The organism is Sphingobium sp. GW821-FHT02B05 (assembly GCF_059421905.1).
On record NZ_JBWKVW010000002.1, the window covers coordinates 543,317 to 569,219 of the forward strand.

General features: G+C 61.3%; 23 protein-coding genes and 1 pseudogene. 8 read left to right on the forward strand and 16 right to left on the reverse strand.

The annotated features are described in order from the left end of the window. Positions 1-7 precede the first annotated feature (7 nt). Positions 8-1,636 carry an N-acyl-D-amino-acid deacylase family protein gene (locus tag AC07UX_RS12030; RefSeq protein WP_495192234.1) on the reverse strand — a complete coding sequence of 543 codons (1,629 nt, stop codon included), beginning with the start codon at positions 1,634-1,636 and terminating at the stop codon, positions 8-10. A 166-nt stretch (positions 1,637-1,802) separates the two neighbouring features. Here AC07UX_RS12030 and AC07UX_RS12035 point away from each other — a divergent pair, with 166 nt between their 5' ends. From AC07UX_RS12035 to AC07UX_RS12050, 4 genes are all read left to right on the forward strand, one after another. Next, positions 1,803-2,687 (forward strand): LysR family transcriptional regulator, encoded by an 885-nt coding sequence (locus tag AC07UX_RS12035; protein ID WP_495192235.1) that lies wholly within the window; start codon positions 1,803-1,805, stop codon positions 2,685-2,687. Positions 2,688-2,780: 93 nt separating this feature from the next. Beyond that, positions 2,781-3,818: an N-acetyltransferase DgcN gene (gene dgcN, locus AC07UX_RS12040; RefSeq protein WP_495192293.1), complete on the forward strand. Its 1,038-nt coding sequence runs from the start codon at positions 2,781-2,783 to the stop codon at positions 3,816-3,818. 5 nt (positions 3,819-3,823) lie between these two features. Beyond that, positions 3,824-4,816: an N-acetyl-D-Glu racemase DgcA gene (dgcA, locus tag AC07UX_RS12045; RefSeq protein ID WP_495192236.1), complete on the forward strand. Its 993-nt coding sequence runs from the start codon at positions 3,824-3,826 to the stop codon at positions 4,814-4,816. Between the two features lie 7 nt (positions 4,817-4,823). Next, positions 4,824-6,062, forward strand: a complete 1,239-nt coding sequence (locus AC07UX_RS12050; RefSeq protein ID WP_495192237.1) for a dicarboxylate/amino acid:cation symporter — start codon at positions 4,824-4,826, stop codon at positions 6,060-6,062. Positions 6,063-6,213: 151 nt separating this feature from the next. Here the strand turns inward: AC07UX_RS12050 and AC07UX_RS12055 are convergent. From AC07UX_RS12055 to rraA, 8 genes and pseudogenes are all read right to left on the reverse strand, one after another. Further along, positions 6,214-6,966 (reverse strand): annotated as a pseudogene (locus tag AC07UX_RS12055) (IS5 family transposase). 44 nt (positions 6,967-7,010) lie between these two features. After that, entirely contained in the window at positions 7,011-7,262 is a 252-nt protein-coding gene (locus AC07UX_RS12060) for a hypothetical protein (protein WP_495192238.1), read from the reverse strand. 512 nt (positions 7,263-7,774) lie between these two features. Further along, positions 7,775-9,091, reverse strand: a complete 1,317-nt coding sequence (locus tag AC07UX_RS12065; RefSeq protein WP_495192239.1) for an MFS transporter — start codon at positions 9,089-9,091, stop codon at positions 7,775-7,777. A gap of 34 nt (positions 9,092-9,125) precedes the next feature. Then, the gene (locus AC07UX_RS12070) at positions 9,126-10,625 is read right to left on the reverse strand and encodes a porin (protein WP_495192240.1); all 1,500 of its coding nucleotides are present in this window, start codon (positions 10,623-10,625) and stop codon (positions 9,126-9,128) included. Continuing rightward, entirely contained in the window at positions 10,625-11,509 is an 885-nt protein-coding gene (locus AC07UX_RS12075; protein WP_495192241.1) for an amidohydrolase family protein, read from the reverse strand. Before AC07UX_RS12075 ends, AC07UX_RS12070 begins: the two co-directional genes overlap by 1 nt. Continuing rightward, entirely contained in the window at positions 11,506-12,729 is a 1,224-nt protein-coding gene (locus tag AC07UX_RS12080; protein WP_495192242.1) for an MFS transporter, read from the reverse strand. Before AC07UX_RS12080 ends, AC07UX_RS12075 begins: the two co-directional genes overlap by 4 nt. Before the next feature lie 56 nt (positions 12,730-12,785). Further along, a complete protein-coding gene (locus AC07UX_RS12085; protein WP_495192243.1) occupies positions 12,786-13,511 on the reverse strand; it encodes a GntR family transcriptional regulator in 726 nt (241 codons plus the stop codon). Then, the gene (gene rraA, locus AC07UX_RS12090) at positions 13,508-13,999 is read right to left on the reverse strand and encodes a ribonuclease E activity regulator RraA (RefSeq protein ID WP_495192244.1); all 492 of its coding nucleotides are present in this window, start codon (positions 13,997-13,999) and stop codon (positions 13,508-13,510) included. The genes AC07UX_RS12085 and rraA overlap by 4 nt, the downstream gene beginning before the upstream one ends. Before the next feature lie 148 nt (positions 14,000-14,147). On the opposite strand from rraA, the gene AC07UX_RS12095 reads away from it, so the two are divergent. Further along, positions 14,148-14,342, forward strand: coding sequence for a helix-turn-helix domain-containing protein (locus AC07UX_RS12095; protein WP_495192294.1), 195 nt, complete (start codon positions 14,148-14,150; stop codon positions 14,340-14,342). Positions 14,343-14,430: 88 nt separating this feature from the next. Then, complete coding sequence (locus AC07UX_RS12100; protein WP_495192295.1) at positions 14,431-15,006, forward strand: LysR substrate-binding domain-containing protein; 576 nt, start codon at positions 14,431-14,433, stop codon at positions 15,004-15,006. A gap of 160 nt (positions 15,007-15,166) precedes the next feature. On the opposite strand, the gene AC07UX_RS12105 is transcribed toward AC07UX_RS12100, so the two are convergent. Together AC07UX_RS12105 and AC07UX_RS12110 are read right to left on the reverse strand one after the other, a co-directional pair. Continuing rightward, entirely contained in the window at positions 15,167-15,919 is a 753-nt protein-coding gene (locus AC07UX_RS12105; RefSeq protein WP_495192245.1) for an SDR family NAD(P)-dependent oxidoreductase, read from the reverse strand. Positions 15,920-15,981: 62 nt separating this feature from the next. Continuing rightward, a complete protein-coding gene (locus AC07UX_RS12110) occupies positions 15,982-18,357 on the reverse strand; it encodes a membrane-bound PQQ-dependent dehydrogenase, glucose/quinate/shikimate family (RefSeq protein ID WP_495192246.1) in 2,376 nt (791 codons plus the stop codon). 233 nt (positions 18,358-18,590) lie between these two features. Between AC07UX_RS12110 and grxB the strand changes: the two genes are divergently transcribed. After that, positions 18,591-19,226, forward strand: a complete 636-nt coding sequence (grxB, locus tag AC07UX_RS12115; protein ID WP_495192247.1) for a glutaredoxin 2 — start codon at positions 18,591-18,593, stop codon at positions 19,224-19,226. A gap of 6 nt (positions 19,227-19,232) precedes the next feature. On the opposite strand, the gene AC07UX_RS12120 is transcribed toward grxB, so the two are convergent. From AC07UX_RS12120 to AC07UX_RS12135, 4 genes are all read right to left on the reverse strand, one after another. Next, on the reverse strand, positions 19,233-20,609 hold the full coding sequence (locus AC07UX_RS12120) for a carbohydrate porin (RefSeq protein WP_495192248.1): 1,377 nt from the start codon (positions 20,607-20,609) through the stop codon (positions 19,233-19,235). A 114-nt stretch (positions 20,610-20,723) separates the two neighbouring features. Next, positions 20,724-22,013, reverse strand: a complete 1,290-nt coding sequence (locus AC07UX_RS12125) for an MFS transporter (protein WP_495192249.1) — start codon at positions 22,011-22,013, stop codon at positions 20,724-20,726. Positions 22,014-22,075: 62 nt separating this feature from the next. After that, entirely contained in the window at positions 22,076-23,071 is a 996-nt protein-coding gene (locus AC07UX_RS12130) for a transketolase family protein (RefSeq protein ID WP_495192250.1), read from the reverse strand. Between the two features lie 19 nt (positions 23,072-23,090). Next, entirely contained in the window at positions 23,091-23,969 is an 879-nt protein-coding gene (locus AC07UX_RS12135) for a transketolase (protein WP_495192251.1), read from the reverse strand. Positions 23,970-24,094: 125 nt separating this feature from the next. On the opposite strand from AC07UX_RS12135, the gene AC07UX_RS12140 reads away from it, so the two are divergent. Further along, a complete protein-coding gene (locus tag AC07UX_RS12140) occupies positions 24,095-24,988 on the forward strand; it encodes a LysR substrate-binding domain-containing protein (RefSeq protein ID WP_495192252.1) in 894 nt (297 codons plus the stop codon). Between the two features lie 71 nt (positions 24,989-25,059). Here the strand turns inward: AC07UX_RS12140 and AC07UX_RS12145 are convergent, their stop codons facing one another. Then, the gene (locus tag AC07UX_RS12145) at positions 25,060-25,809 is read right to left on the reverse strand and encodes an SDR family NAD(P)-dependent oxidoreductase (protein WP_495192253.1); all 750 of its coding nucleotides are present in this window, start codon (positions 25,807-25,809) and stop codon (positions 25,060-25,062) included. Positions 25,810-25,903: the final 94 nt, after the last annotated feature.

Below are 25,903 nucleotides of genomic sequence, written 5' to 3' on the forward strand. Positions count from 1 at the left end.
ATGGTCGTCATGGGCAGCCGGCAGGTTTCGCCCGCAGCAACGCACGCCCGGCAACAGCACCCGTCGTTCGGCTATTGCTGACCGACAGCACGCCATTGACGAACAGCTTGGCCACCCCGACGCTCAGTTCACGCGGATGGACATAATCTGCGCGCGGCGCATATTGTGCCGGATCGATCACCGCCACGTCGGCATAATAGCCGGGCTTCAGATAGCCGCGATTATCGATCTTGTAGATATCCGCCGTTGCCCCAGTCGACTGCCGCACGAATGTCTGAAGGCTGATCACGGGTCGATTGCGAACATAGTTCACATATTTTTCCGGAAAGGTCGCAAACATGCGCGGATGGCCATCCGACCCATCGGATGACGTCACGATCCACGGCTGCTGCATGATCAGATCCACATCGCCCTGCGCCATGTTGAAGGAGGCAACCCCGGTCCCCTTGCCCTTCTTGGCCGGTTCGGTCGTTTCGATGCTCTGGCGAATAATCCGCAACGCCGCATCGCGCGGATCGACCCGCCACTCGGCCGCGACCTGCTCCAGCGTCTTGCCGGTCCAGGGAAAGCCCGTTGCAATCAATAGCAACGCCTTGGGCCCACCGCGCCTGCGCATATTATTCTGCATCTCGTCCCGAATCTTCGCCAGCGTTGCCGGATCATCCAACCGCTTCACCAATGCTTCGCCACCACCATCGACCGCCCATCCGGGCAACAATGATGCGTCCAAGCTCGATCCTGACGCCAGCCAGGGATATTGGTCGGCAGTCACGTCCTGCCCCGCCTTGCGCGCCGCCTCGATCTCCGCGATCACAGCCGGGGCCTGGCCCTGCACATCCACGCCAAGGGCCTTGAGATGCGCGAAATGCACCGGCATCCCAGCCTGCTTACCGATGCTGATTGCTTCCTTCACCGATCCCAGCAGCCCGATATTATAGCTGGATTCGTCGCGCTGGTGGGTGTCGTACAGGCCACCCCTGGTCGCCGCCTCGCGCGCGACTGCGACCACCTCCTGCGTCTTTGCAAAGCTTTGCGGCGGATAAAATAGCCCTGCGGAAAAGCCGGTTGCCCCTTCACACATCCCCTTGGCGACCAGCGCTTTCATCCGCGCCAATTCCTGCGCATCGGGCGCGCGCGCATCGTCGCCCAGCACCTGCTGCCGCACCCGGCCGAAGCCGATAAAGGGCACGATATTGGTGCCAATGCCCGACGCTGCCAGCTTCGCCGCATCTTCGGCCACATCAGGCGTGCCGAACCCGTCGACCCCGATCATCACGGTGCTGACCCCCTGATCCAGCCATGCGGCATTCACTCGCATCGCCTTGTCGGGCGAGCGGATGAAACTATCGGCATGCGTATGGGCGTCGATAAATCCCGGCGCGACGATCATCCCCTTGGCATCGACGACCTGCGCCGCCGTCATGCGCGCCCTGCGCCCGACATAGACGATCCGGTCGCCCTCGAGCGCCACATCGCCGACGAAAGGCTTGCCGGTACCGCCGTCATAGATTGTCCCCCCGCGGATCAGTATGTCAGCTTGCGGCGGCGTCGCTGCCGCCCCGGCGGCTGTGATGGTCGCCAGGCCGCCTGCCAGCAACACGGTCCGAAGGCGACGCGCAACGGGGGAACACGGCATAAGCATGACATCCTTGGAAACTGAGCCTTGCCGGCAACATGGCCCCGATAAGTCGTGGCCGTCCAGTGCAGCCTGTTGCGCCGCCTATAACCGGATGTCATAGCGGACAAAGGCCCAGATGTCGTTGATTACGCAGGACGGGCGGCAGCCAAAGGGGACAACGCCTATGAACCTGCGCCAGATCGAGATTTTCCATGCTGTCTATCTGCACGGCACGGTCAGCGCCGCCGCGCGTGCGCTCAACGTCTCGCAACCCGCCGTCACCAAGGTGCTGCGCCATGCCGAACGCTCAATCGGCCTGGCCCTGTTCGAACGCGCCAAGGGTCGGCTGATCCCCACGCAGGACGCCCGCACGCTATTTGCGGAAGTTTCGGACATTCAGGACCGGGTACGGTCGCTGCGGCAGGCGGCGCAAAACATGCGCCATGGGCGCGGCGCGCTGCTGCGCGTGTCGGCACTTCCCTCGCTCGGTCTTGGCGCCATCCCTGATGCCGTCGCCCGCTTCCTGCGCGGGCATGAAGACATCATGTTCGATCTTCAGACGCTGCATCATGATGAAATGGTGCGCAAACTTTACGAGCGCGAAACAGATATCGCGATCAGCTTTGAAGTCCCTCTGTCCGCTCCCGTCGCCCATCAGGTGATCGGTGAGGGCGAACTCGTCGTTCTCTATCGTGAAGAAGATATGGCCGATGCACCCAGCCGGCTTCATCTGGAGGAACTGCGCGACCAAAAATTCATCAGCCCAGTGCAGGGTGGCCCTATCGGTCGCGTCTTGTCCAGCGAGCTCAACCGCCTCGACGTCGAACTGAATGAAGTCGTTTCGGCGCGCACCTATTACATAGCGGCGGCTCTGGTTCGTGCCGGGGTCGGCATGGCGATCGTCGACAATTTCACCGCTCATGCCTCCACCGCACCCGGCCTGTCGAGCCGCCCGCTCCAGCCCGCCATCACGTTCGACATTAACGCCGTCTATCTCCAGAACCGGCCGCCATCGAAGACCGCGTCAGAATTTCTTGCCCTGCTGTCGGAGGTGATCGAAAGCCTATAGCGTCAGGCTATAGCCTATGTGGGCATCGATATTGGGGCTGGCGCCGACCCGGCGATAGAGTGGACTTCCTATCAGCACAGGTTCGACACATCCATGATCGCCACGCCCTATCTCCTCTATCTCGGCCACAGCAATGACGAGATCGGCATCAAGACCTCACGCGGGCTGGCGGTGTTCCGGCCGGATATCTGCGTGGGTGAATATCGTCATGACGATTGCGGCCTGACGCTGGGCCTGCCCCGCATGGACTTTGCCACCGCCCATGCCGCCGGCGCGCGGACGCTGGTGCTGGGCATCGCGAATGCCGGCGGCAAGCTGGGCGAGGATCTGGTGCGCGACGCGCTTGCCGCGATGGAGGCCGGCCTCGACATAGCATCGGGCCTGCATCAGCGCCTGAAGGACGAACCGCAATTGGTCGAAGCTGCCATGCGCCTCGGACGCGCGCTGCATGACGTGCGCGATCCGCGCCCTGACATCCCTGTCGGCAATGGCAGGAAGCGCGCCGGCAATCGCCTGCTGACCGTGGGCACCGATTGTTCGGTGGGCAAGATGTACACCACGCTCTGCCTCGCCCGTGCTCTGGCCGAGCGGGGCGTGCCCGCCGATTTCCGCGCCACCGGCCAGACGGGGATACTGATCGCAGGCGACGGCGTGCCGCTCGACGCCGTCGTGGCCGATTTCATTTCCGGCGCGATCGAACAGATTTCGCCCGATCGCCAGGATGGCGGTTGGGATCTGATCGAGGGACAAGGGTCGCTTTTCCATCCCTCCTTCGCCGGCGTGTCGACCGGCCTGCTGCACGGCGCCCAGCCCGATGCGCTGGTGCTCTGCCACGATCCGATGCGCCAGAGCATGCGCGGCCTGCCCCATTACACCCTGCCCAGCCTTTCCGACTGTCTGGAGGCCAATCTGCGCACCGCCCGCCTCACCAACCCGAATGTCCGCGTGGTCGGCATTGCGCTCAACACCTCCGCCATGGACGAGGCCGATGCTCTGGCGCTCTGCGCCCGCATCGCCGACGAGTTCGACTTGCCCTGTTCCGATCCCTATCGCATGGGTGTGGAGGCGATCCTCGACCGGCTGCTGGAGACGGACGCCGCTACGACCGCCCCCGCAACGGAGACCGCCTGATCCCCATGCCACGCACGCTGACTGCCCTGGGGGAAAGCTTTCCCCTCGCCATCCCGTTCCGCATCTCGCGCGGCGTCAAGACCGCCGCCGATGTCGTCACCGTCACCCTGTCGGAAGATGGCGTCACCGGTCGGGGCGAATGCGTGCCCTATCCCCGCTATGGCGAAAGCGTAGAGGGTAGCATTGCCGAAATCGAGGCGATCCGAAAAGCGTTGGAGAACGGCATCGATCGCCGCGCCCTGATCGACATCCTGCCCGCAGGTGCGGCCCGCAACGCCGTCGATTGCGCTTTGTGGGATCTGGAACTGCGCCGGAACGGCAGCGACATCGCAACGGCCATGGGCCTTGCCCGGCCACTCCAGCCCATCGCCACCGCCATGACCGTCGGCCTCGACACGCCCGACGCCATGGGACTGGCAGCCGCCGCCCTGGCCCACGTGCCGCTGATCAAGGTGAAGGTCGATCGCACCGATCCCGGCGCCCAACTTCGCGCCGTCCGCGCCGCCGCGCCACAACCGCGGATGATCGTCGATCCCAATGAAAGCTGGACCATCGCCGAAGTCCGCGACCTCCAGTTCCTGATGATCGACCTGCGCATCGACCTGCTGGAACAGCCCCTGCCCGCGCATGAGGATGGCGCGTTGAACGGCTTCATGTCCGCTATCCCGATCGCCGCCGACGAATCCATCCACGTCGCTGCCGATCTCGACAGTCTGCCTGACGGTTATGCGGTCGTGAATATCAAGCTGGACAAGGCGGGCGGTCTGACCGCTGCGCTCGATCTGGCGCAGGCGGCGCGTGCGCGGGGCCTGGGCATCATGACCGGCTGCATGATCTGCTCCTCTTTGTCCATTGCCCCTGCCTGGACCATCGCGGCGGACAGCGCCTTTGCCGATCTGGATGGGCCACTCTGGCTGTCGTCCGACCGGGAGGGCGGCGTGACTGGCGATCGTGGCTATCTGCTGCCGCCGCAGCCCGGTTTCTGGGGCGGGCTGTAACCCGCTCATGACAGCATTCGCCCGCAGCTGGTTCGCCATCCCGCTTTGGCAGCGCGTCCTTGCCGGGCTGTTCGTCGGCGTGGCGCTCGGCCTCTTATGGCCGAGCGACACGCCCTGGATCGCCTTTATCGGCGAAGTCTTCGTCCGGCTCATCCGCATGCTGGTGGTCCCGATCGTCTTCGTGTCGATCGCGTCGGGTGTGACCGCCCTGGCTGATCCGCGCCGATTGGGATCGGTCGGCGGGCGGACGGTCATCCTCTTTGCGCTTACCACCGCTTGCGCCGTCTCGATCGGCATGGTGCTAGGTCTGTTGATCGGTCCAGGTGCAGGTGCAGCGCTGGGCACGGCTGTTCCCCATGGACTGGGGGAAGCCAAATCGCTGCATGACCAGTTGATCGGCATCGTTCCTGTCAACATCGTCCAGTCGCTGGCAGAAGGGGACATGCTGGCCATCATCTTCTTCTCCATGCTGTTCGGCTTCGGCGTCATACTGGCCGGCGACGAAGGGCGGCCTATGGCCAACATGCTTCAATCGGCCAGTCGTGTGCTGTTTCACCTTGTCCGCCTCGTTATGGAAATCACGCCTTTCGGTGTCTTTGCCCTTATTGCCAAGGCCGTGGCGGACAATGGCGTCGCGGTCTTCGCCAATATCGGCTGGCTGGCACTATGCGTCCTGTTGGGCGTGATCGCCCAGATTCTTATCGTCCATCTACCACTCATTAAACTCGTCGCCGGCCTGTCGATCCGTCGCTTTTTCCGTGCGGCGGTCGATCCCCTGCTAGTGGCCTTCTCCACAGCCTCCTCCGCCGCAACGTTGCCGGTCGCCTTGCGCGTAGCGCAGGAAGATTTGCGTATCGAACCTGCCATCGCTTCGACCGTCCTGCCGATTGGCGCAAGCATCGGCAAGGACGGGACCGCCATGTATGTCGGGTTGCTCAGCATCTTCAGCCTACAGGCGCTGCACATTCATCCTGATCCGGCAATGCTGGCGATCATGCTGCTGACCGGATCGCTCGCCGCCTTCGGCACCGCTCCTATCCCTTCAGCGTCGCTCTTCATGTTGGCGGCCGTGTTGTCGGCCGTAGGGGTCTCGCCCGACCAGACAGCGCTTGTGGTAGGCTTCGTCCTACCCTTCGATCGATTACTCGATATGACACGCACGGTTGCGAGCGCCAGCGCCAACCTCACGGTAACCGCTGTCGTCGATCGTAGGGAAAGCACAATAGGAACACGTCTCCACAATTGATCCATATTTCCCTGAGAACCAAAAGCGGCAGAATGACCATGTGTATCACCATGTACAGGGCGCTCCGTTGCACGCGGCCCCGCTGTGGGCGGATTTATGAATTGAGCGCCTGAACTCCGGCCTGAATCGGGAACATTGCTAGGGTCAGGTCTCATAGCCAAAATGGGGCTGTGACAGCGGGAACGACGGCGGATAGAAAGATGTTTGCGCACCGGTCATAGCAGGTGGAGACGCGCAGCCAGTGTTTAAGGCGAACAAACATCGTCTCGATACGGTTGCAACGCTTGTACCGGCGGTTTTCGTATTTGACGGCCTTGTTGCGGGATTTTCGGCCTGGGATGCAGGGGTAACCCCTTTGCCCTTCAATACATCGCGGAACCTGTCGGCATCATAGCCACCGATCGCCCACCAGCCATTGAGCTGTAGGCAGGGTATCCAACAAAGCTGTTGCCCCGGTGTGATCGCTGACTTGCACTGCGGTCGTAAAGGCGCTGATCGGACGACCTCTGTCGTCTGTCACAACGGGCAGTTTGGTGTTCATGCCGCCCTTCGTGCGACTGATCAGCCGTCCTGGACTCCTGTTTAACTCGCAGGCTCGATGCCGTGCGGTGCGCTTTGAGATAGGTCGCATCGATCATGATCATCTTGCGTTCGGCCCCTTTGGCGCACAGCCCATCCATCATCGTGATGAACACACTTTGTCGTCTCAACGTTTCCAACGGTTGCAGAGCGTTTTGGCCGGACACATTCTTTGGTGCGTTCTGGCAACTCAGCCCGTTAACATTGATCAAGATGATACCGCTCACCACCTCGCGATCATGAACACGCGGTTTTCCATGGCTATTGGGAAAATGGGGCTCAGCCGAGTCATCTGCTCTTCCGTCAGGCAATACAGCTCGCTCATCTTCAATCTCCTCGCGGAGCATGGATCAGATTGCGGCAATCAGTTCAATGGGTCCTGACCATCAGGCCTTCCTTCGGCGCTTGGGGCTTGTCGGCTAGTTCGACGAAAGGCGCATGGTCGCTTGCCTTCTCAAAGCCGCGCGGGCGGCGATCGACCACTGCCGGAAAAAGCCGCGCCCTAGCTTTGTCGTTAAGCAGGAAATGATCGATCCGCAAGCCCGCGTCGCGCTCGAACGAATAACGCAAGTATGCAGAAGGTGTAGATGCGCTCGTCAGAATAAGGGTGCAATAATGCATAGGTCCAACATACCACAAAACTCACTCGCAGGCAGCGGATCAAATTCGGATAAACCCATGACACTTCTCCTTTGCCGAGATGGCCATCGGCAGAACGCACCAGAGCAAGATTCCCTTTATCGCGATTCAGCTACCGATTTTACGTTCCTAAATGCGATCCGTCCGCTAACCGGCAGGTCGCGACCCAACTATGGACGTTCCCATTTCGGGATGGAAATGACCACGTTCGCCGGAAAGGGTCATCCCTCAACCAACTGTCGACTGGCGGACAGATTCCGGTAAGCGCCGGTCTATATTTGATCGTCCCATTAATGAGTCAGGTTGGCGACCAGTCTCAGCAGATCCAGCAAAAGAAGTCATGACGGGTTGGACCGCCGGATTGCTCGCACCATAACCGTCCCCGACCAATATATTGTTGCCTGACTGCACACAGCCTCACCCAGCAAAGCTGAGGGCCAATGCGGACAGTGCTGCACTGGCCTGTTGGTCGTATAAAGTGTTTGCAAGATAGCCTATTGGCGTTGTGACCGACCGATCAGCAATGTCGTGATGCTTCCGATCATGGTCAGGGTAGCCAGCGGTATCAATGCCATCGGGAAACTCCCCGTCTCGTCCTTGATATAACCAAGGACCGACGTCGCCCCACCCGTGCCCAGATGGGCGATGGTATTGATCGCCGCGACGCCAGCCGCCGCCATACTGGGCGGAAGCGTTTCGGTGGACAGAGCCCAGAACGGCCCCTTGATCGCATAGTTGCCCAGCAGAACCAGCGTCAGCAAGATCATGGTGACGACCAGCGATCCCGTCAGCAGCGTCGCGAAAAGGCAGGTCGAGGTCAGCGCCAACGGAATAGCGGTCGACCATATACGCTCGCCGGTCTTGTCGGCAACGCGGCCCCAGATGATCATGAATATGGCGGCGATGCCGAACGGAATCATGTTGAGCAAGCCCGTTTCCCAGGTCGTAAGACCGAAGGATTTTAGGATCTGCGGCTGCCAGATCGACAGCGCATTGCTGGTCGCCGAACTGCCGCAATACACCACCGCAAGCGCCCAGACCTTGCCGTTGGTAAGGGTCCGCCAGATCGACCCTGGCTTGGCGGTACCGGGCGCATGCTCGGTTTCCAGCGTATTGCTCAGCCACGCACGTTCCTCTTCATTCAGGAAGGTCGCGTCCTTGGGGCGGCTGGGCAGGAGAAACAAGGCAAACAAACCCAGCATCACGGCGGGGAGCGACTCCATGATGAACACCCATTGCCAGCCCGAGAACCCGGCCATGCCGTCCAACGAAAGAAGCAAGGCCGAAATCGGCGAGCCCAGGAAGTTGGACAGCGGAATGGCGACCATGAACGTAGCGACGATCCGGGCGCGATAAGCACGTGGGAACCACTGCGCGAGATACAGAACGGCACCGGGGAAGAAGCCCGCCTCCGCCGCGCCAAGAAGGAAACGCAGCGCGTAGAAGCTATAGGCGCCCGATACGAAAGCCATGCCGATGCCGACAAGCCCCCAGGTGATCATGATCCGTGCGATCCACACCCGCGCGCCGAACTTCTCCATCGCGATGTTGCTGGGCACTTCGAACAAAACATAAGCGATAAAGAACAGGCTGCCGCCAATGCCGAAGGCGGTTTGTGACAGGCCGACGTCAGCATTCATGGTGAGCGCGGCGAAGCCGATATTCACCCGGTCCACATAGGCAATGAAATAGCAGAGGATCAGGAAAGGGACGATCCGCCACGCTACCTTGCGCATGGTCTGCCGCTCGATGTCGCTTACGAGCGCGCTCCGATCGACGGATTTGCCGTCGGATATGATGGGAATGGTCATCAGCTTTCCTTATTCGGGGAAGGTGTCATGAATTTCAGAAGGAGACGGCGACGCGGCCGACAAGGGTGTCGCCGCTGTCCGCACCGGCATAGGCGCCAGCCCGGTTCTGTGTTCGCCAGTGTATCCAGTTGGGTGTCAGGCGGACCCAGTCGAGCAGATACCAGTTGAGCCCGACCGTACTCGACCAGCCCTCCCCGCCCAGCGGGCCGGAATAGGTCACGCGGTCATAGCGCGCAGCAATCTCGAACGCGCCCATGCCGCCTTCGGTGACGGGGTGCAGCACGCGCGGCTTCGACCATACGCCGCCACGCGCGACATAGGGCGGCTTCTCGCCGGTCAGATAATAGCCAGTGCCAAGCGATCCGGCACGCACGGTGACATGACGACCGCCTGCCGCAGCGCGTGCCCACACGTCGCGTTCGCCATATTCGCCGAACATCCAGAAGGATTTATAGACGCCGCCCATTTCCAGCCCAAAGGCCTGGCCATGATCCGGGTTGAGCAGGTTCGACGCCTGAATGGTGATCAGTTCGTTGAAGCGCCCACCGATGCGGGTGTTGAGCGCGAGCGTGGTGACCCCGCTTGAGAAATCCTCGCGATAGCCCCAGGCGCCCAGATGGGCGATGGCATCAATATTGCGCCACGGGTTCCAGTGGACGCGCCCGGTCAACGTCGTGCTGTCGTCCACGCTGCCATTGGTACTGGCTTCATTACCGTCCAACTGGACGGCTGCATGCCATGTCTTGCCATAGACGCGCGCCATCGCGCCCAGACCGAAGGATCCCTTGCGCGGCGCAGTCGCCAGGGCGGAAGCGCTGCGTTCCAGAAAAGGTTGGCTGTCGGAACTGGACGCGCCGTCCATCGAACGGTCGGTCAGGCGGTTGCCGAGCGAAAGTTCGTAGGTATTGGCGCCCCATTTCTTGGTGAAGGATAGATAGGCACCGCGAAGCGCCGGCTGGTTGTCAGTGAAGTCCGCCTCCACCTGATAGCCGATGACGTCGCCGATCTTGCCTTCGATGCCGAGGCGAATGGCTCGGGCTTTGGTGCCGGTGATGTTGCGCCGGTCCATGCCCGATCCGAAGCTGGTCGTCGTATCGAACAGCATGCGGCCGCGCATCCGCATCGCGGACCGACCATCGGCGGACGTGATCTGGGGCAGCCCTTTGTTCCAGTCGAACGTCTCGTCGGGTTCGTTGGCCGCCTGAGACGGCGAAGGCGCAGTCAGCGGATCTGACGCCGGACGCATGGCTGCATTGCCGGCGGGCAAAGCACGCAGCCGCTCCAACCGATCGAGCCGGGATTCGACGACGGGCTTGGCCTTTGCGACCTCCGCCACCGTGGTCGATGTTTCCTGCACGACCGGTTCGAGCGCGGCGAGGCGCCGTTCTAGCGCATCGATCCGGTCTTGCTGCGCCTGAAGCGCGGCTGCCTGATCCCTGACAAGTTGCTCCAGGGCTGGTGGCGTGGTCTGGGCCGCAACGGACGTGGTGGAAAGCAGGAAAGCTGCGGCACCTGCCGCCCTGAACAGAGACATCAGCGTACCTTGATCGTGTCGAACCCGAACAGGCGGGCCGGAGTTGTCGTCAGGATGGCGGAGCGCGCGACGGCATCTGGCACCCATCGGTCGAGCGCGCGCCGACATTGGCGGGCATCGGCCTGCTTTTCGAACTGGGTATGGGGCCAATCGCTGCCCCACAACAGCCGTTCGGGACCAAAGGCGCCCAACAGCATGGGCGCAGCCGCGTCCGCCAATGCTTCGCCGACGCGATAGGGCGCGGATAATTTGACATAGACCCGGCCACTGTCGGCTGCATTCAAAAGATGGCGAAAGCCGGGATCATCAATGCCCAGTTCTGCATCCGGCCGGCCGAAATGATCGATGACGATCGGCGCACCGGCATTCAACAGCGCAGGCAACAGCTTGGGCAGGCGTGCTGCCTCGCACTGTATTTCGATCTGCCAGCCTAGCGCCGCAACGGCTTCCAGATGCCGACGCCATTCCGGGCTGTCGAGATCGGGATCGCTGCGGCCGATGAGGTTGAGGCGGATACCGGCCACGCCCGCTTTGGCAAGTTGAGCCATTTCGGTTGGCGGAGTATGGCGTGACAAGGCGATGATACCGCGCAATTGCCCGGCATGACGAGCGAGAACTCCTAGCAGATAGCTATTGTCGAAACCCAGGAAGCTCGGCTGGATCAGGACGCCTTTGGCCATGCTGTTTTTGCGCAGCATGATGAGATACTCATACGGCTTCGCGTCATAATCGACGCTGTAACGGCGACGCTCGGCGACAGGCAGGTCGCGCCGGAAGACATGGGCGTGGGTGTCGATATTGTCGTTAGATGGGCGCGCAGCGCCGATGGAGGGCGATGCCGCAAGCGCGGCCGCGCCTTGAAGAAAAATGCGGCGGGCCATCATGTGAATTGCTCTTCGATCAGGTTTGCGTCGCGCGTTTCCGGCAGAAACGGCAGGATGATGATGATTAGGCCATAACTCGCGGCGGCGACCAGTCCGATGAGTTGATCCAACGGCAGCAGAGCCGATGCCCAGCCGATGATGCCGGGCAACATGGCCGATGCCAGGCGTCCGCCATTATAGGCCAGACCCACGCTGACCCCGCGCACAGGTGTGGGAAACATCTCCGAAAACCAACTTCCCAGCACGGCGGGCGTCCCCCCTGCTGCAAAACCCAGCGGCAGTGCCAGCAGCAGCGTAGCCGTCGGCCCATTGTCAGTGAGCGAAAACAACAGCGCGAAAAGGGTCGAACTACCGGCAAACAGGGCTATGATGGGCTTGCGTCCAAGATGATCTGCAAAATGACCTGCAAGGATGCAGCCTGCGGCGAAGGCAGTCGTCATCAGCAGCAATGCAAGACCGGTGAGCGTGGATGGATAGAAGCGTACCGTGCGCAGCAGCGTGGGTAGCCATGTAAAGAGGCTGTGGAACCCGCCATGCGCACCAAGGCCGATTAACGATGCCAGAATGAGCCGGCGACGAAGCGACCATCGGGCCAATGTGGCCCCGTCATGCGGTGCCTTCACTGCGGACATTATCTGCTGTCCCGGTAACCGGCGGCGTAGCCAAAACACAAAACCTGCTGGAACAATGCCCACCAGGAACATTGCCCGCCATGCCAAATCGCTCGGCAACCACAGGGTAGCCGCCAGAAAGACCAGTATGGCGGCACCCCACCCAACCGCCCAGGCGCTCTGCATCGTACCGAGAAACAGCCCTCTACGCCGTGCGGGCGCGACCTCCGCCAGCATGACCACGCCGACCGACCATTCGGCGCCGAAGCCCAAACCCTGAACCCCCTTGAGGACCATCAATTGCCACGGAGCATTGACAAAGGCAGCGCCGAAGGTGGCGATTGTGAACACCAGAACAGAAACGATCAGCATGCGCGCACGACCGACGCGATCTGCAAGAAGGCCGCCTAGCGGTCCACCAAGGGCTGCACAGCCCAATGCGATGGTAATGATGGAACCAGCATCCCGTGGGCTAAGATTCCAGCTGGCCAGAAGCAGCGGCAGAGCGAGACCGAACAATTGGTAATCAAAAGCGTCAATCGCCCAACCGCCAAAACTGGCGATCGCGACTGCCTTTTGATTGTCCTTAGGGCTCTTGCCCTCACACATCAGCCTACTCCTATAGTCATATATATGACTCACGAAGCACGACATTGTCAAATCGATTAGTGAACATCGACCTCATAGACGAACTGCTCAGCCGAACCGTGCGAAATCCGCCATTCCAACGGCGTTTCGGCATGGTCTATCGCCAAACGTTCGATCCGAACCACGGTGGCTTGAACAGCGATCCCCAAGTCATCGGCTATTTCGGAATCGGCCATTTCGACCGACAGCCGCTCTTTGGCGCGCGCAACTATCTTCCCAAAATGCTTTTCATAGGCGGGATAGAGGAGTGGCATCAGGTCCGATACCTCCATATTCAAGATCGAGCCGAAAATCGATGCCGGGAGCCAAATCTCCTCGCGCAGTAATATACGGCCGGCGTCGGTCCTCAGGCGTAACAGCCGGATTGCGTCTTCCGATGCACCAAGATGAAGCTTTTCCCGAGCAGCTATGGGCGGCTTGGCGAGAGAACGCGAGAGTATCTGGCTGTCAGGAGCAATTGATCGCTTGTCGCCAGAACCCAGCCGAAAGAAGCGAAAGAGAGATGTGCTGAAATCCGCGCGCCGCACGAACATGCCCCGTCCATGGGCCCGCGCGATCAATCCATCTGCGGTCAGTTCGTCGATGGCGTGCCTGACCGTGCCGATAGCGACGCCATAAGCGTGCGACAGTTCGGATTCAGTTGCGATGGCTTCACCCGCCTTCCATTCGCCATCGGCGATGCGCATGGCAATATCATCGCGGATCTGCTGATATCGCGGCAGACGGGGATCAGCCTTGTTCATACGATGATGTCTTGTTCCGTGCCGGGGGCCAGAATGACGACGCCATCCGCATCCGCAAAAACATGGTCGCCAGGAAGCACGGACGCACCGCCTATCTCGATAGAAATGTCGACATCTCCAACGTCGCGGCGAACCGATTTGCGTGGCGTCGTGCCCAATGCCTTGATGCCGATGTCCATGGTGGCAAGCGCGGCCTTGTCCCGGACGGCACCCAGGATGATGATGCCTTCCCAGCCATTATCGACGGCATTCTGGGCAATCATATCGCCCAGTAGAGCACAATTGAGGCTGCCGCCGCCGTCTACCATGAGGATCTTGCCCAGGCCGGGTTGCGCGGCCATGCGTTTGACGACGCTATTATCCTCATGACAGCGTGCCGTCACCGCGATACCGGAAAATGACGATCGGCCACCAAAATCCATCCACTGTGCCGTGGCTATGCGCGCAACGTCCCCATGCCGATCATAAAGGTCGCAGGTGGATATCATCGCGGTACTCCCAAGTCATCGACATGAGACGACTAGCCGGGATAATTTGGCCGCGCTACTCAAAAGGCCGAGGCATACGGAGCGAATAGCTGAGTAGATGATGCCTCGTTCACGAATTGAGTAGCCCCTAGCGCTTGCAGATTTCAACCTGGTTGCGCGGCACGAGGGGTTCGGTAAGTCGGCGCGCGCTGCTGCACGCCCAAAGGCGACTTTGTCTCGGCGCGTGGCGGAACTGGAGGCCAAGATCGACGTGCGCCTGTTCGAATGGCGCGCGCGATCTCAAGCTGACGGAGGAGAGGCGGGCGCTTTTCGAACGAACGGCCATCCTTTTCACCGAGCTTGACGAAACGGCGGCCGCCATCGCCTCGCGGGGTCACAACCCCCGGGGATGACTGCGGATCAGCGCGCCTTTGCACTTTTCGCAAATTGCGATGGGCAGAATAACGGCAAGGTTCGCAATCAAATTCCCGGAGATACGCTTGGAAGTCACCACCGACGACCGGGCGGTCGACATGGTCGAGGAGGCCTATGATCTGGTGATCAGGGTCAACCTCGCGCCGGATGATGCGTTGGTCGCACGCGCCTTCATCCATGATCGTCTCGTCGTGGTGGCAGCTCCGGACTTGCATCGTTCGGCCGATGCGTCGGTCGCGGCAGTCTTGCATGGGGTCATCGGGCAAATTCAGGCATGGGAGATGGCAACGGCATCGGGCAAAGCGGGCATCCAAGTCGATCTCATCCTCGGACTGTCGTCGCTGGTGATGGTGCGCGATGCGGTACGCGCGGGGGCCGGCGTGGCGCGGCTCCCGCTGTCGCTGGTCAGCCACGACCTGGTCGCCGGCATACTGGTGCATTGGGGCGACATCGAAGGGCCAGGCACTACGCTATGGGCACTGTATCCCTCACGCCGCTTGCTAAGTTCACGCATCTCGGCATTCCTCGACCATCTCAAGGAAGCCTTCCCACAGGGAACGCCCAAAGAACTTGCTGCCTACATCGCGCCGTGAAGGAGGAAGGCGCGCTGGGATAGGCATCGCCGACATGTCTGGCGATGCCTATCATAGTCATGCGTTTCGAGGCGACTTCCGAGCAAAGTCCCGGGCGTTCATCGTGACGAAGCGGACGCCGGGGTGCTTTTGATGTCGGCGAACAGCCGCGCGAGCGCGGCTAGAATTGCACGCCCTGCGTCAAGCCACCATCGATGAGAAGGTTCGTCCCGGTGATGAAGCTGGCTGCCGGACTTGCGACGAACAACACCGCTTGCGCAACCTCGGCAGGCGTCGCCATCCGTCCCAGCGGATTGCGTGCCAGGCATTCCGCGAACAGCTCCGGCGTCTCGCGTTCGATCTCTCCCCATACACCATCGGCGAAATAGACGTTGCCCGGCGACACGCTGTTGACCCGGATGCCATCGGGCGCATGACGCACCGAGAGCGTCTTGCCATAGTGGATCAAGGCTGCCTTCAGAACGCCATAGGGTTCGGCGAACATGTCCACTTCGCGGCCTGACACGCTGGAGATCAGCACGATCGACGCCGCGCTGGACTGCTTTAGGAACGGCAGTGCCGCCGTGGCCATCGACACCGTGCCCAGCAAGTCGGTTTCGAACGCCTTGCGCCATATCGCAAGATCCCCGCCCCCCGCCAACGCGCTGACATTGGGCACCACGATATCGATCCCGCCCATGCGTTCGCTGGCAGCCGTGATCCAGCTTTCGATCTCCGCCGGATTGGTTACGTCCACTGCAGATCCGAACGCCCGCTCGCCAAACGTCTCCTGCGCGGCGAGAACGCCGGCCGCGCCGCGCGCGCAAAAGGCGACCTGCGCGCCTTCGGCCAGAAACAATTCGACAATGGCGCGGCCGATGCCACGCGATCCGCCGCTGACGACGACCTTCTTGCCGGAAAGACCCAGATCCATGACTTCATCCTTGTTGGCTTGAATGGAAAAAGGGCGATCGTAAGACCGCCCTTTCTTTTGGTTCAGTTGGTTTTGGGCAGGGCGAAAGCGATCGTCTCGTCGCCATATCGCGTGCCCAGCGCACCATGGCCGCCGGCGGTGATGACGACATATTGTCGTTTGTCCGCCCCCACATAGGTCATGGGCGTCGCCGTAGCGCCGGCCTTCATGCGGTATTTCCACACTTCCTTGCCGGTCTTCGCATCGAAGGCGCGGATATACTGGTCCGTGGTCGCGCCGATGAACACTAGTCCGCCGGCCGTCACAATCGACCCGCCCAGGTTCGGCGTGCCCGTGGGCAGTGGCAGATTATGCTGCAACCCGAACAGGTTGTTGTCACGGGCCGTACCCAGCGTCTTCTTCCACATGACCTTCTGCGTGTTCAAGTCGATGCCGACCATCTCGCCCCATGGCGGGGGTACGCACGGCACTTGGAACGGGCTGAGCCAGGCGCGCAGGGTCGCCAGATAAGGCGTCTTTTCCTGCAAGCGCACGTCCAACTTCTTGGCATTCTCGCCGCCGCTGCTCTTGCGCTTCACCAGTTCCCTGCCCCGGTCGCTGTTGCGATCGACCAGCTGGAAATAGAAGGGCATGTTCATCGTGTTGACGAACATCATGCGCCGCTGCGGATCGACCGACGCGCCACCCCAGTCGGTCACGCCGTCGAAGGCGGGATTACCGATCGAACGGTCTGGTCCAATGGGCGTGTAGATGCCATTGTTGCGTGCACGGGCCAGATCGACGCGGCAGACCAGCTGGTCGATCGGCGTCGCCCCCCACATGTCCTGCGGCGTCAACTTGGGCGGCGTCAGGCTGGGCATGCCGACAGAGAAGGGCTGCGTTTTGGAGAGGAAGGTATTGGGCGCAGCGCCAATCTGATCGACGGGGCGCTCCTCCACCTTTGCGATCGGCTTCCCGGTCGCGCGGTTCAGCATGAAGATCTGGCCCATCTTCGTCGTCTGGATCAGCGCCGGGGTGCCGTCCTTCATATCGAAGAGCGAAGGGCCGATGGGGATGTCGAAATCCCACATGTCGTCATGCACCATCTGGAAGTGCCAGCGCAGCTTGCCTGTCGTGATGTCCAGCGCGACCAGCGAGGTGCCGAAGCGGCGGTCGAAGGGACGGCGGAAGCCTGTATAATAGTCCGGCGCCGGATTACCGGTGCCCAGATACACCATGTTCAGCTTGGGATCGCCGGTAATCGGCCCCCAGACATTGGGAGTGCTGCGGGTATATTCCTGACCTTCGGGCAGGCGGCCGGGCAGCGCGTCGGGCGAACGCCCCACATCCCATGCCCACACTTGCGCGCCGGTGACCGGATCATAGGCGCGCACGACGCCGGACGGTTCATCGGTCGACATATTGTCGATGACGCGCGATCCCACGACCAGCCGGTCATTCATGACCAGCGGGGTCGATGTCGATACCTGCCAGCCCGCCGGCCAAGTGCCGGTCTGGTCGCGCAGGTCGACGGCGCCCTTGTTGCCAAAGCCAGGGCAAAGCTTGCCGGTGTCGGCATCGATCGCCAGAACCCGTGCGTCCATCGTGGGCAGGAAGACGCGATGCTTGCAACTGTCGGCCTGCGGCGCGTCATAATAGCCGACGCCACGGCAGACGATATAGGGGTTGTTGCGCGGGATTTTGGGATCGAACTTCCACTTCGTCTGCCCCGTCGTCGCGTCGATCGCCAAGACCATCGAGTGCGGGGTGCAGGTAAAGAGCGTATTGCCGACCTTGATGGGGGTCGATTCTGAATGATATTCGCGGCCCTTGTGGTGGATTTCCGCGTCATCCGGGCCATCGCCGCTGTTGGATATCCAGGCGATGTCCAGCTTGCCGATATTCTGCGGCGTAATTTCTCCGGCGGCGCTGTAGCGAGTGCCGCCAGCGTCATTGCCATAAAATTGCCAGTCGGTTGGCGCGCCGCCCTGCTGCGATGCGACCTGCGATGTGTCGCCCGATGCCGGGCCGAAGCTGGCATAAAGGATCAACGCAACCATGGCAGCGCCCGCCACGACTGTCGCCGCCTGGAAAGCGCGCCAGATCGGCGTGGCGATCTTTGCGCGGGCGGGGCGGCTGAGAGCGGGGACCAGGAACAGCGCCAGCAGAACGCTGGGCGCGAACAGGCGCACTTCCAGCTTCCACGGATCGCTGCCCGATTCCCAGATGGACCAGACCAGTGTGACCACCCACACCGCCAGATAGAGGAAGAAACCCGAAGATCGTCCACGAGCGACTTGAATGCCGCTGGCGATCATCAACAAGCCGGCAGCGACATAATAGACGGTGCCACCCAGCGAGACGAGCCAGCCGCCCATTCCCGCGAAATACGCGCCCAACATTATTAGGACGACGCCGAAAATCAGTTGCGCGATACGCGCGCCATTTAGCGAACCCACTATCTGTCTCCGCGAGCGATGCCCGCACAAGCAGTATCGCCATTGAACGTTCAACGTCCGCCCCGACATGGGCGGACATCATGTCGCATTGCCCTAAGACTGCTTCGCCTCCCGCTTCAAGCGAAGCGGTATCGAGGTGAAGAGATATCGCCATAGATGAATTTAATTCATGCCGTTGAACTGTCACGAACAATTTGGGTTCATGCGGTAGCACTGGCAGAAGGACCACCGCCTTGAAGCTCTACATCTACGATCATTGCCCTTTTTGCTGCCGCGCGCGCATGATCTTCGGCCTGAAAGCGCTGCCGGTGGACATTGAGATCGTGATGGAAGGCGATGCTGACACACCGATCCGTCTGATCGGCAAGAAGATGCTGCCGATCCTGCGCAAAACGGACGGCACGCATATGAGCGAGAGCATGGATATCGTCCATCATGTCGATCGGCAGGACGGGTCACCGATATTGTCGCTCTCATCTAAGCCGGATATACAGGCATGGTACGATGTGGCTTGGCCTCTGGCGCTCAAGCTGTTCATTCCCCGCTTCACCCGCGCCGATTTTGCCGAGCTGGCGACGCCGCCGGCGCGCGAGGCCTACAGGCTGCGGGAAGAGCGAGCCTTTGGCGATCTCGACGCGCTGATGGCACAAACCTCGGCCCTGATCGAGGAGATGGACGCTCTGCTCGTCGATCTGGAGCCGCTGGTCCGCTATCGCGATGGCATCGATACGGACGATATCCTGCTCTACCCCCTGCTGCGTTCGCTCAGCATCGTGCGCGACCTGCCCTTCGGCCCGCACGCGCTGGCCTATATGGGACGCATGGAAGCGGGTAGCGGCGTGCGGCTACTGTTCGATCAGGCCGCATGACGTCGCTCAGAAAGTCGCAAAGGCACTCGCGCCCAGCAGGACCACCGCGCCGCGATCCGACCGGCCGCTCGGATGGACATAGACCTGCACATTAGGTCGCACGCTCAGCGCCGGATGCACTGCGATCGCATAGGTGAGTTCGGCCACATATTCCGACCGTTGCGGCACGCGAGCGGTCATGCCCGCCTGCTGCTGCAACGCTTCCACCTTCGCAAGACGGCCATTGATGTGGGTTCGTCCCAGCGCAAGGCCGATTTCGTCCTTGGGTCGCGAAGGGATCAGACCCGTCCAGGTGATGCCGGTCACGACGATGGAGCGAATGAGATTGGTGCGGGCGTCGGGCAGCACAGCGCTGAAGCTGAGGTTAAGGGCACCGCTACCGTCGGCGCGTGGCGCCGTCATCTGCTGGCGCGCCACGGCATAGGCGCCCCAGCGACCCCGCTGCCGCGCATAGGGGAGTCCGCTGAGCGCCGCATAGCCACCGTTGACATCCCTGACCAGATCGTCGCTGATCGACGTGTCGTGCCAGATACCAATTTTGTAGATGCCCGACCGTTTGGGGTCCCCACCCAATTTTGTCGTGAAGGCGCGCTCCACCGGAATGATTGCGCCCTTGGCTCCTGAAAAGCTGAGATTGAAGCCTTTTTCAGGATTGAGATTGTCGGGATTGAGTTCATAGGCGCCGACCTGCGTATAGCCCCATCGGTCTTGGATCTTCACCCGGCTGCCCCAGACGCTGACCGGTGGATTATACCAATATTGCGGCGAAACATGCCCCGGCACGATCCCGCAAAACATCAGGCTTTCGAAGAAGCAGGGCGCCGATCCGAAATCCTCACCCATGCTCATCCGGCCAACTTTGAATTCGGCCTTGCCGACTGTCTGGAGGTAGAAAAGCTGCGACAGGCGCCATATTTGCCCGGCGCCCCAAACCGCCTGCGGAAATTGCAGCAGACCGATATTGACGTCGTTGTTGATGTTCGTGCCATGCCGGTTGGTGATCAATGCCTGAAAAGCGCCGCCCTTCACCCCCGCGATGCGATCAAGATCCAGCTTTGCGCCAAAGGTCAATTGCGCCGTATAGGCCGATGTCTGGCGATCACCCCCGGTGAGGTTCATCGCCGGCATGGCGATATATTGAATAGATGGCGTCACCCCTGCCGATTCCAGCGCCGTACGCACACCGCCCCAGTCGCCCAGCAGGTGAGGCTGCGTCGTGGGTAGGGATGGCGCGTTGGCGACCGGCTGTGCCCGGCGGGTTTCCGGTAGCGCCGTTGCATCCGTGGGTGCTGTATCCTGGGCCTGCCCGGCGGGTGTTGCGGAAGCAGGCGATGCCGGTGGTTGCGACGCGGCAGCGACCATGATCGCGGGCGGCGGGGTCAAGGATTGGGGGGGAAGAGCAAGGGGCATGGGAATAGCTCACCGGACATCCGGCGCTTTCTGCAAAGGGGGTTCGCCCGCTGGACGAACCCGGTCAGACAGTGATGATCTTGCGGATCAACGGTTGGCGCTCTTTGGCACGAGCAGGACAAGCGCGGCGCCAATCAGAACGGCAGCAGCGATCGCATAGAGGCCCAGGCGCAGGTCGCCAGCGGCGGAGACCAATGATCCGATCAGATAGGGCGATACGAACCCGGCCACATTGCCGATGGAGTTGATCGCCCCGATCCCTGCGGCCGCCCATACGCCACCCAGAAATGCGGGCGGCAAGCTCCAGAACATCACCGTCGCGGTCAGCATGCCGGCAGCGGCGATCGACAGCAGCGCGATCGACAGGCCCAGATTATGCGGGAAGAAGGACGCGACAGTCAGCGCCAATGCCCCCATGACCATCGGTATGATCAAATGCCAGCGGCGTTCATGCATCTTGTCGGCGCTGCGGCTGAACAACACCATGGCCACCATCGCAGCCAGAAACGGCAGGCTGGTCAGCAGACCGTTGAACAGCGGAGAGCTGGCCCCGGCATTCTTGACGATGGTCGGCAACCAGAAGGTGATGGCATATTGCCCCATCACAACCATGAAATAGATGGCAGTGAGCAGCCACAGGCGCTTGTCGCTCAGGAACTGACGGATCGACATATGCTCGGTCCGCGTGCCTGCATCCTCGTCCAGATCGTTCTGCACAAGCTGCTTTTCCTGCGGCGAGAGCCATGGCACATCGGCCGGACGGTCGGGAAGAAAGCGCCAGGTCAACACACCGGCGATCAGCGCCGGCAAGGCTTCCAGAACGAACATCCAGCGCCAGCCCTCCCACTGGGCGACGCCGCCCATATGCTCCATGATCAGACCTGACAGGGGCGCGCCGATCACACCGGCCAGCGGGATGGCGAGGAACATCGCGCTGTTGGCACGAGAGCGCCGCGCGGCAGGAAACCAGTAAGTGAGATACAGCAATGCGCCAGGAGCAAAGCCAGCTTCCGCCACGCCCAGTAGGAAGCGCAGGGCATAGAAGTGCATTTCCGTCTGAACGAAGGCAAAGCCTGCCGAAACGATGCTCCAGCTGATCAGAATACGGGCAATCCAGCGCCGTGCGCCGACCTTGTGCAGCATCAGGTTGCTGGGCACTTCGAAAATCGAATAGCCGATGAAGAAGATACCCGCGCCAAGGCCATAGGCGACCTCGGAAAAACCGAGGTCCGATGCCATCTGGAGCTTGGCAAAGCCGATATTCACCCGGTCGATATACGCCGCCAGGTAACAGAGCAGCAGAAAGGGCAGGATGCGCCACCCGATCTTCTTGTAGGTGCCATTCTGCTGTTCGACGGAAAATGCTGTCATGGTCATGGCCGTCATAGCCCTCTCCTCTTCCTACGCGCCCGATCTCTGGGGGTCACGCGGTCTTTCATTTATTGCGACAGCCAGAGCTTGATGCTCTCGCTCATGGCGGAGGCCGAAATGCCGTAGCGATCGTGCAGCGTCGGCAGCGCGCCCGCGTCCAGGAAAGCGTCGGGCAAGGCGACCTGGCGGAAGGGCGCATATACGCCGGCGCGCATCATCGCCCCAGCCACGGCCTCGCCAAGACCGCCGACGACCGAATGATTTTCCGCCACTACGACCAGACGGCCGGGCTTTGCGCCGGCAGCGGCAAGGATGGTGGCCTCATCCAACGGCTTGATGGTCGGCACATGCAACACGGCGACATCGATCTTGTCGGCCTTCAGCGCGTCGGCCGTTTCCAGCGCGCGCATCGTCATCAGTCCGGATGATATGACGAGGACATCGGCCCCGTCGCGGATCATCTTGGCCTTCCCCAGTTCGAACTGATAGCCATATTCGTCCAGCACGGCGGGAACCTTGCCGCGCAGCAGGCGCATATACACCGGGCCGCGATGGTCGGTCAGGGCCGTCGTCGCCTGTTCGATCTCGACGGCATCGCACGGATCGACGATCGTCAGATTGGGCATGCCGCGGAAGATCGCGATATCCTCGGTCGCCTGATGCGAAGGCCCATAGCCGGTGGTGAGGCCAGGGAGCGCGCAGCACACCTTAACGTCCAGATCCTCTTCCGCGATGGCGAGGCAGAGGAAATCATAGGCGCGACGCGAGGCGAAAACGGCATAGGTCGTTACCCAGGGCTGGAACCCTTCGCGCGACATGCCGGCGGCAGACATCATCAGCAGCTGCTCGGCCATGCCCATCTGATAGAAGCGATCGGGATACGCCTGCGCAAAGATATGCAGGTCGGTATATTTGCCGAGATCGGCGGTCATGCCGACGATGCGGGGGCGGGTTTCGGCAGCCTTGGCCAGTGCATGGCCGAAGGGCGCACTGATGGTGCGCTGACCTTCGGCTGCGATCGAAGCGATCATGGCGGAGGTTTTCAGGCGGACGGGGGCGTTCATGTCTGTGTCTCCGCTTCTATCAAATCGCGTCGTTTATGGTGCCGCCCTGGGCGACCCAGCCGGCGTCCACCTCCACGATCGCCTTGTCCCATTCATCCTCATCCACGCGGATGAAGTGTGTCTTTTCGCGCGTTTCCAGGAAGGGAACGCCCTTGCCCATCAGCGTGTCGCAGATGATGATGCGGGGCTTGGGATCCTTCAGTTCCCGGGCGGCATCGAAAGCCGCGACCAGCGCTGCCATGTCGTTGCCGTCCACGCGCTGGGCGTACCAGCCGAAGGCGGTGAACTTGGCCACCAGTTCGGGGTGGTCGAGCACTTGCGACGACGGGCCGTCGGCCTGCTGGTTATTATGGTCGACGATCGCGATCAGGTTGTCGAGCTTCCAGTGCGGCGCGGACAGTGCCGCCTCCCAGGTCGATCCTTCGCCCAGTTCGCCATCGGATAGCAGATTATAGACGAAACGGTCAGACCCCTTGCGCTTCAGACCCAGCGCCATGCCGACGGCGATGCCCAGGCCCTGGCCCAGCGAACCACCGGAAATCTCCATGCCTGGCGTGTAGGACGCCATCCCGGACATCGGCAGACGGCTTTCATCCGACCCGTAGGTTTCGCGTTCTTCGAACGGGATGATCTTCGCCTCGATCAGGGCGGCGTAGAGCGCGATCGCATAATGGCCGATCGACAGGAGGAAGCGATCGCGCCCTTCCCATTCGGGTGCGTCCGCTTTGTAGGTCAGCGCCCGGAAATAGGATACGGCAAGCACGTCGGCCACGCCCAGCGCCTGACCGACATAGCCCTGCCCCTGCACGGCCCCCATCCGGAGCGCGTGCTTGCGAATGTGATAGGCGCGTTCGGCAAGCTGACGAACGGGCATATTGTCGATGACGGGGGTGCTCAAACCAGACTCCTCTCACCGCGATCCGGCCAGGTCGGCCGATCAGCGTTGGTGGCAATAAGACGTTTCAGACCGAGTTGAGCAAATGGTATGTTTACATGCTAGATGAATTATGTTCATGCTATGGCATGCACATTCCGTTCAATACACTCAACGCTTTTGAGGCAGCTGCGCGGCATCTGTCGTTCAAGGCGGCAGCCAACGAACTCAATCTGTCGCCCAGCGCGGTCAGCCATGCAATTGCCAAGCTGGAGCGGGAATTGGGGGCCTTGCTGTTCGATCGCGACAGCCGGCAGCTCGCGCTCACGCTGGACGGGCAAATGCTGCAACGACCGATTGAGGAAGCCATCGGGCTGATCAGAGCTGGCATCCAGTCCGTATCCAACCGGCAGGCGCAGACATTGCGATTGCATGTTGCGCCCAGCTTCGCGGGCCAATGGCTAACCCCACGCCTTCAGCAGTTTTTATCGGCTAATCCGGGCATGGATGTGCAGATCGCGGCGGACACCGATTATAGTCGCTTCACCAGCGACGAATTCGACGCCGACATCGTCTATGGCGCGCGCGAGCAGGACGGGTTGATCAGCCATGGGCTGGGCGCTGAACGGATCGTGCCGATGTGTTCGCCCGCCATGGCAGCGCATATCAAAAAGCCCGCAGACCTGATCGGGCTGACTTTGATACGCAGCACCCTGAAAAGCATAAGTTGGGAAGCGTGGCTGCGGGCCAATGGCGTTATGCCGCCGCCCATTATGGGCATGCGGTTCGATCGCAGTTTCATGGCGATCACGGCAGCATCCGATGGACTGGGTGTATGCCTGGATTCAACCAGGCTGGCGGAACGCGAACTGAGCAGCGGGCGGCTCGTCATGCCCCTGCCCGATGCGCAGGAGGTCGCCGTCATCGACCAGCATTTTCTGGTTTATCCGCGGCGAAATGCAGAACGTCCGATCGTCATCGCATTTACCAAATGGCTGATGGATACTCTTGGCCACGAACAAGAGGGCACATCCATCGATTAAGGCTTGCATGGGCGGATGCCGGACCTGTGCTTGTTTGGACGGGCAGGCCTGCCCTGCCCGTCCAAACACAGTCAGTGTATCAACATGCCGCCATTTACGTCCAGCGTTACGCCGGTAAGATAGCTGGACAGGTCGCTGGCAAGATAGAGCGCCGCATTGGCGACGTCGTTGGCCACACCCAGACGCGCCAGCGGAATCCCTTCGATAATCGCCTGCTCCTGATCCGACGACAGCTTTCCGGCGGTAATGTCGGTGGAAATCAGACCCGGCGTGATCGAATTGACCCGGACCTGCTGCCCGCCAAATTCGCGTGCCATGGCCTTGGCAAGGCCCAATACGCCGGCCTTTGCCGCGCTATAGTGAGGACCACCAAAAATGCCGCCGCCGCGTTGCGCGGAAACGGACGAAATGCACACGATGCTGCCGCCGCCCGTTTCGATCATATGCGGGATCACCGCTTGCGAGCAGATCAGCGTGCCCCGCAGATTGACGTCGAGGATGCGGTCATAATCCTCGCGCTTTATCCCCAGCGTCTTCACCGGCTGGGTTATGCCCGCATTATTGACCAGAATGTCGATACGTCCATAGCGTGCAACCACAGCGGCGATGGCGGTGGCGATCGCAGCTTCATCCGCGACGCTGGCGCCAAGGCCAAGATGATCGGGACCGAGCTGTGCCGCCGCTTGCTGTGCCGCCGCTTCGTCCAGATCGATGATAGCGACAGTGGCACCTTCTTCCGCAAACCGTTTGGCCGTGGCCCTGCCAATGCCTCGCTCTGAGGCGGCCCCAGTAACAATTGCGATCTTTCCGTCGAGCAACAAAATCCCTCTCCTCATCCTAATCATAGGCGCATCGCTGTGACTGCTGTTGTTGCGTCCACAGTTTCGATAGCCATCTTGAAGATCGCGGCATAAA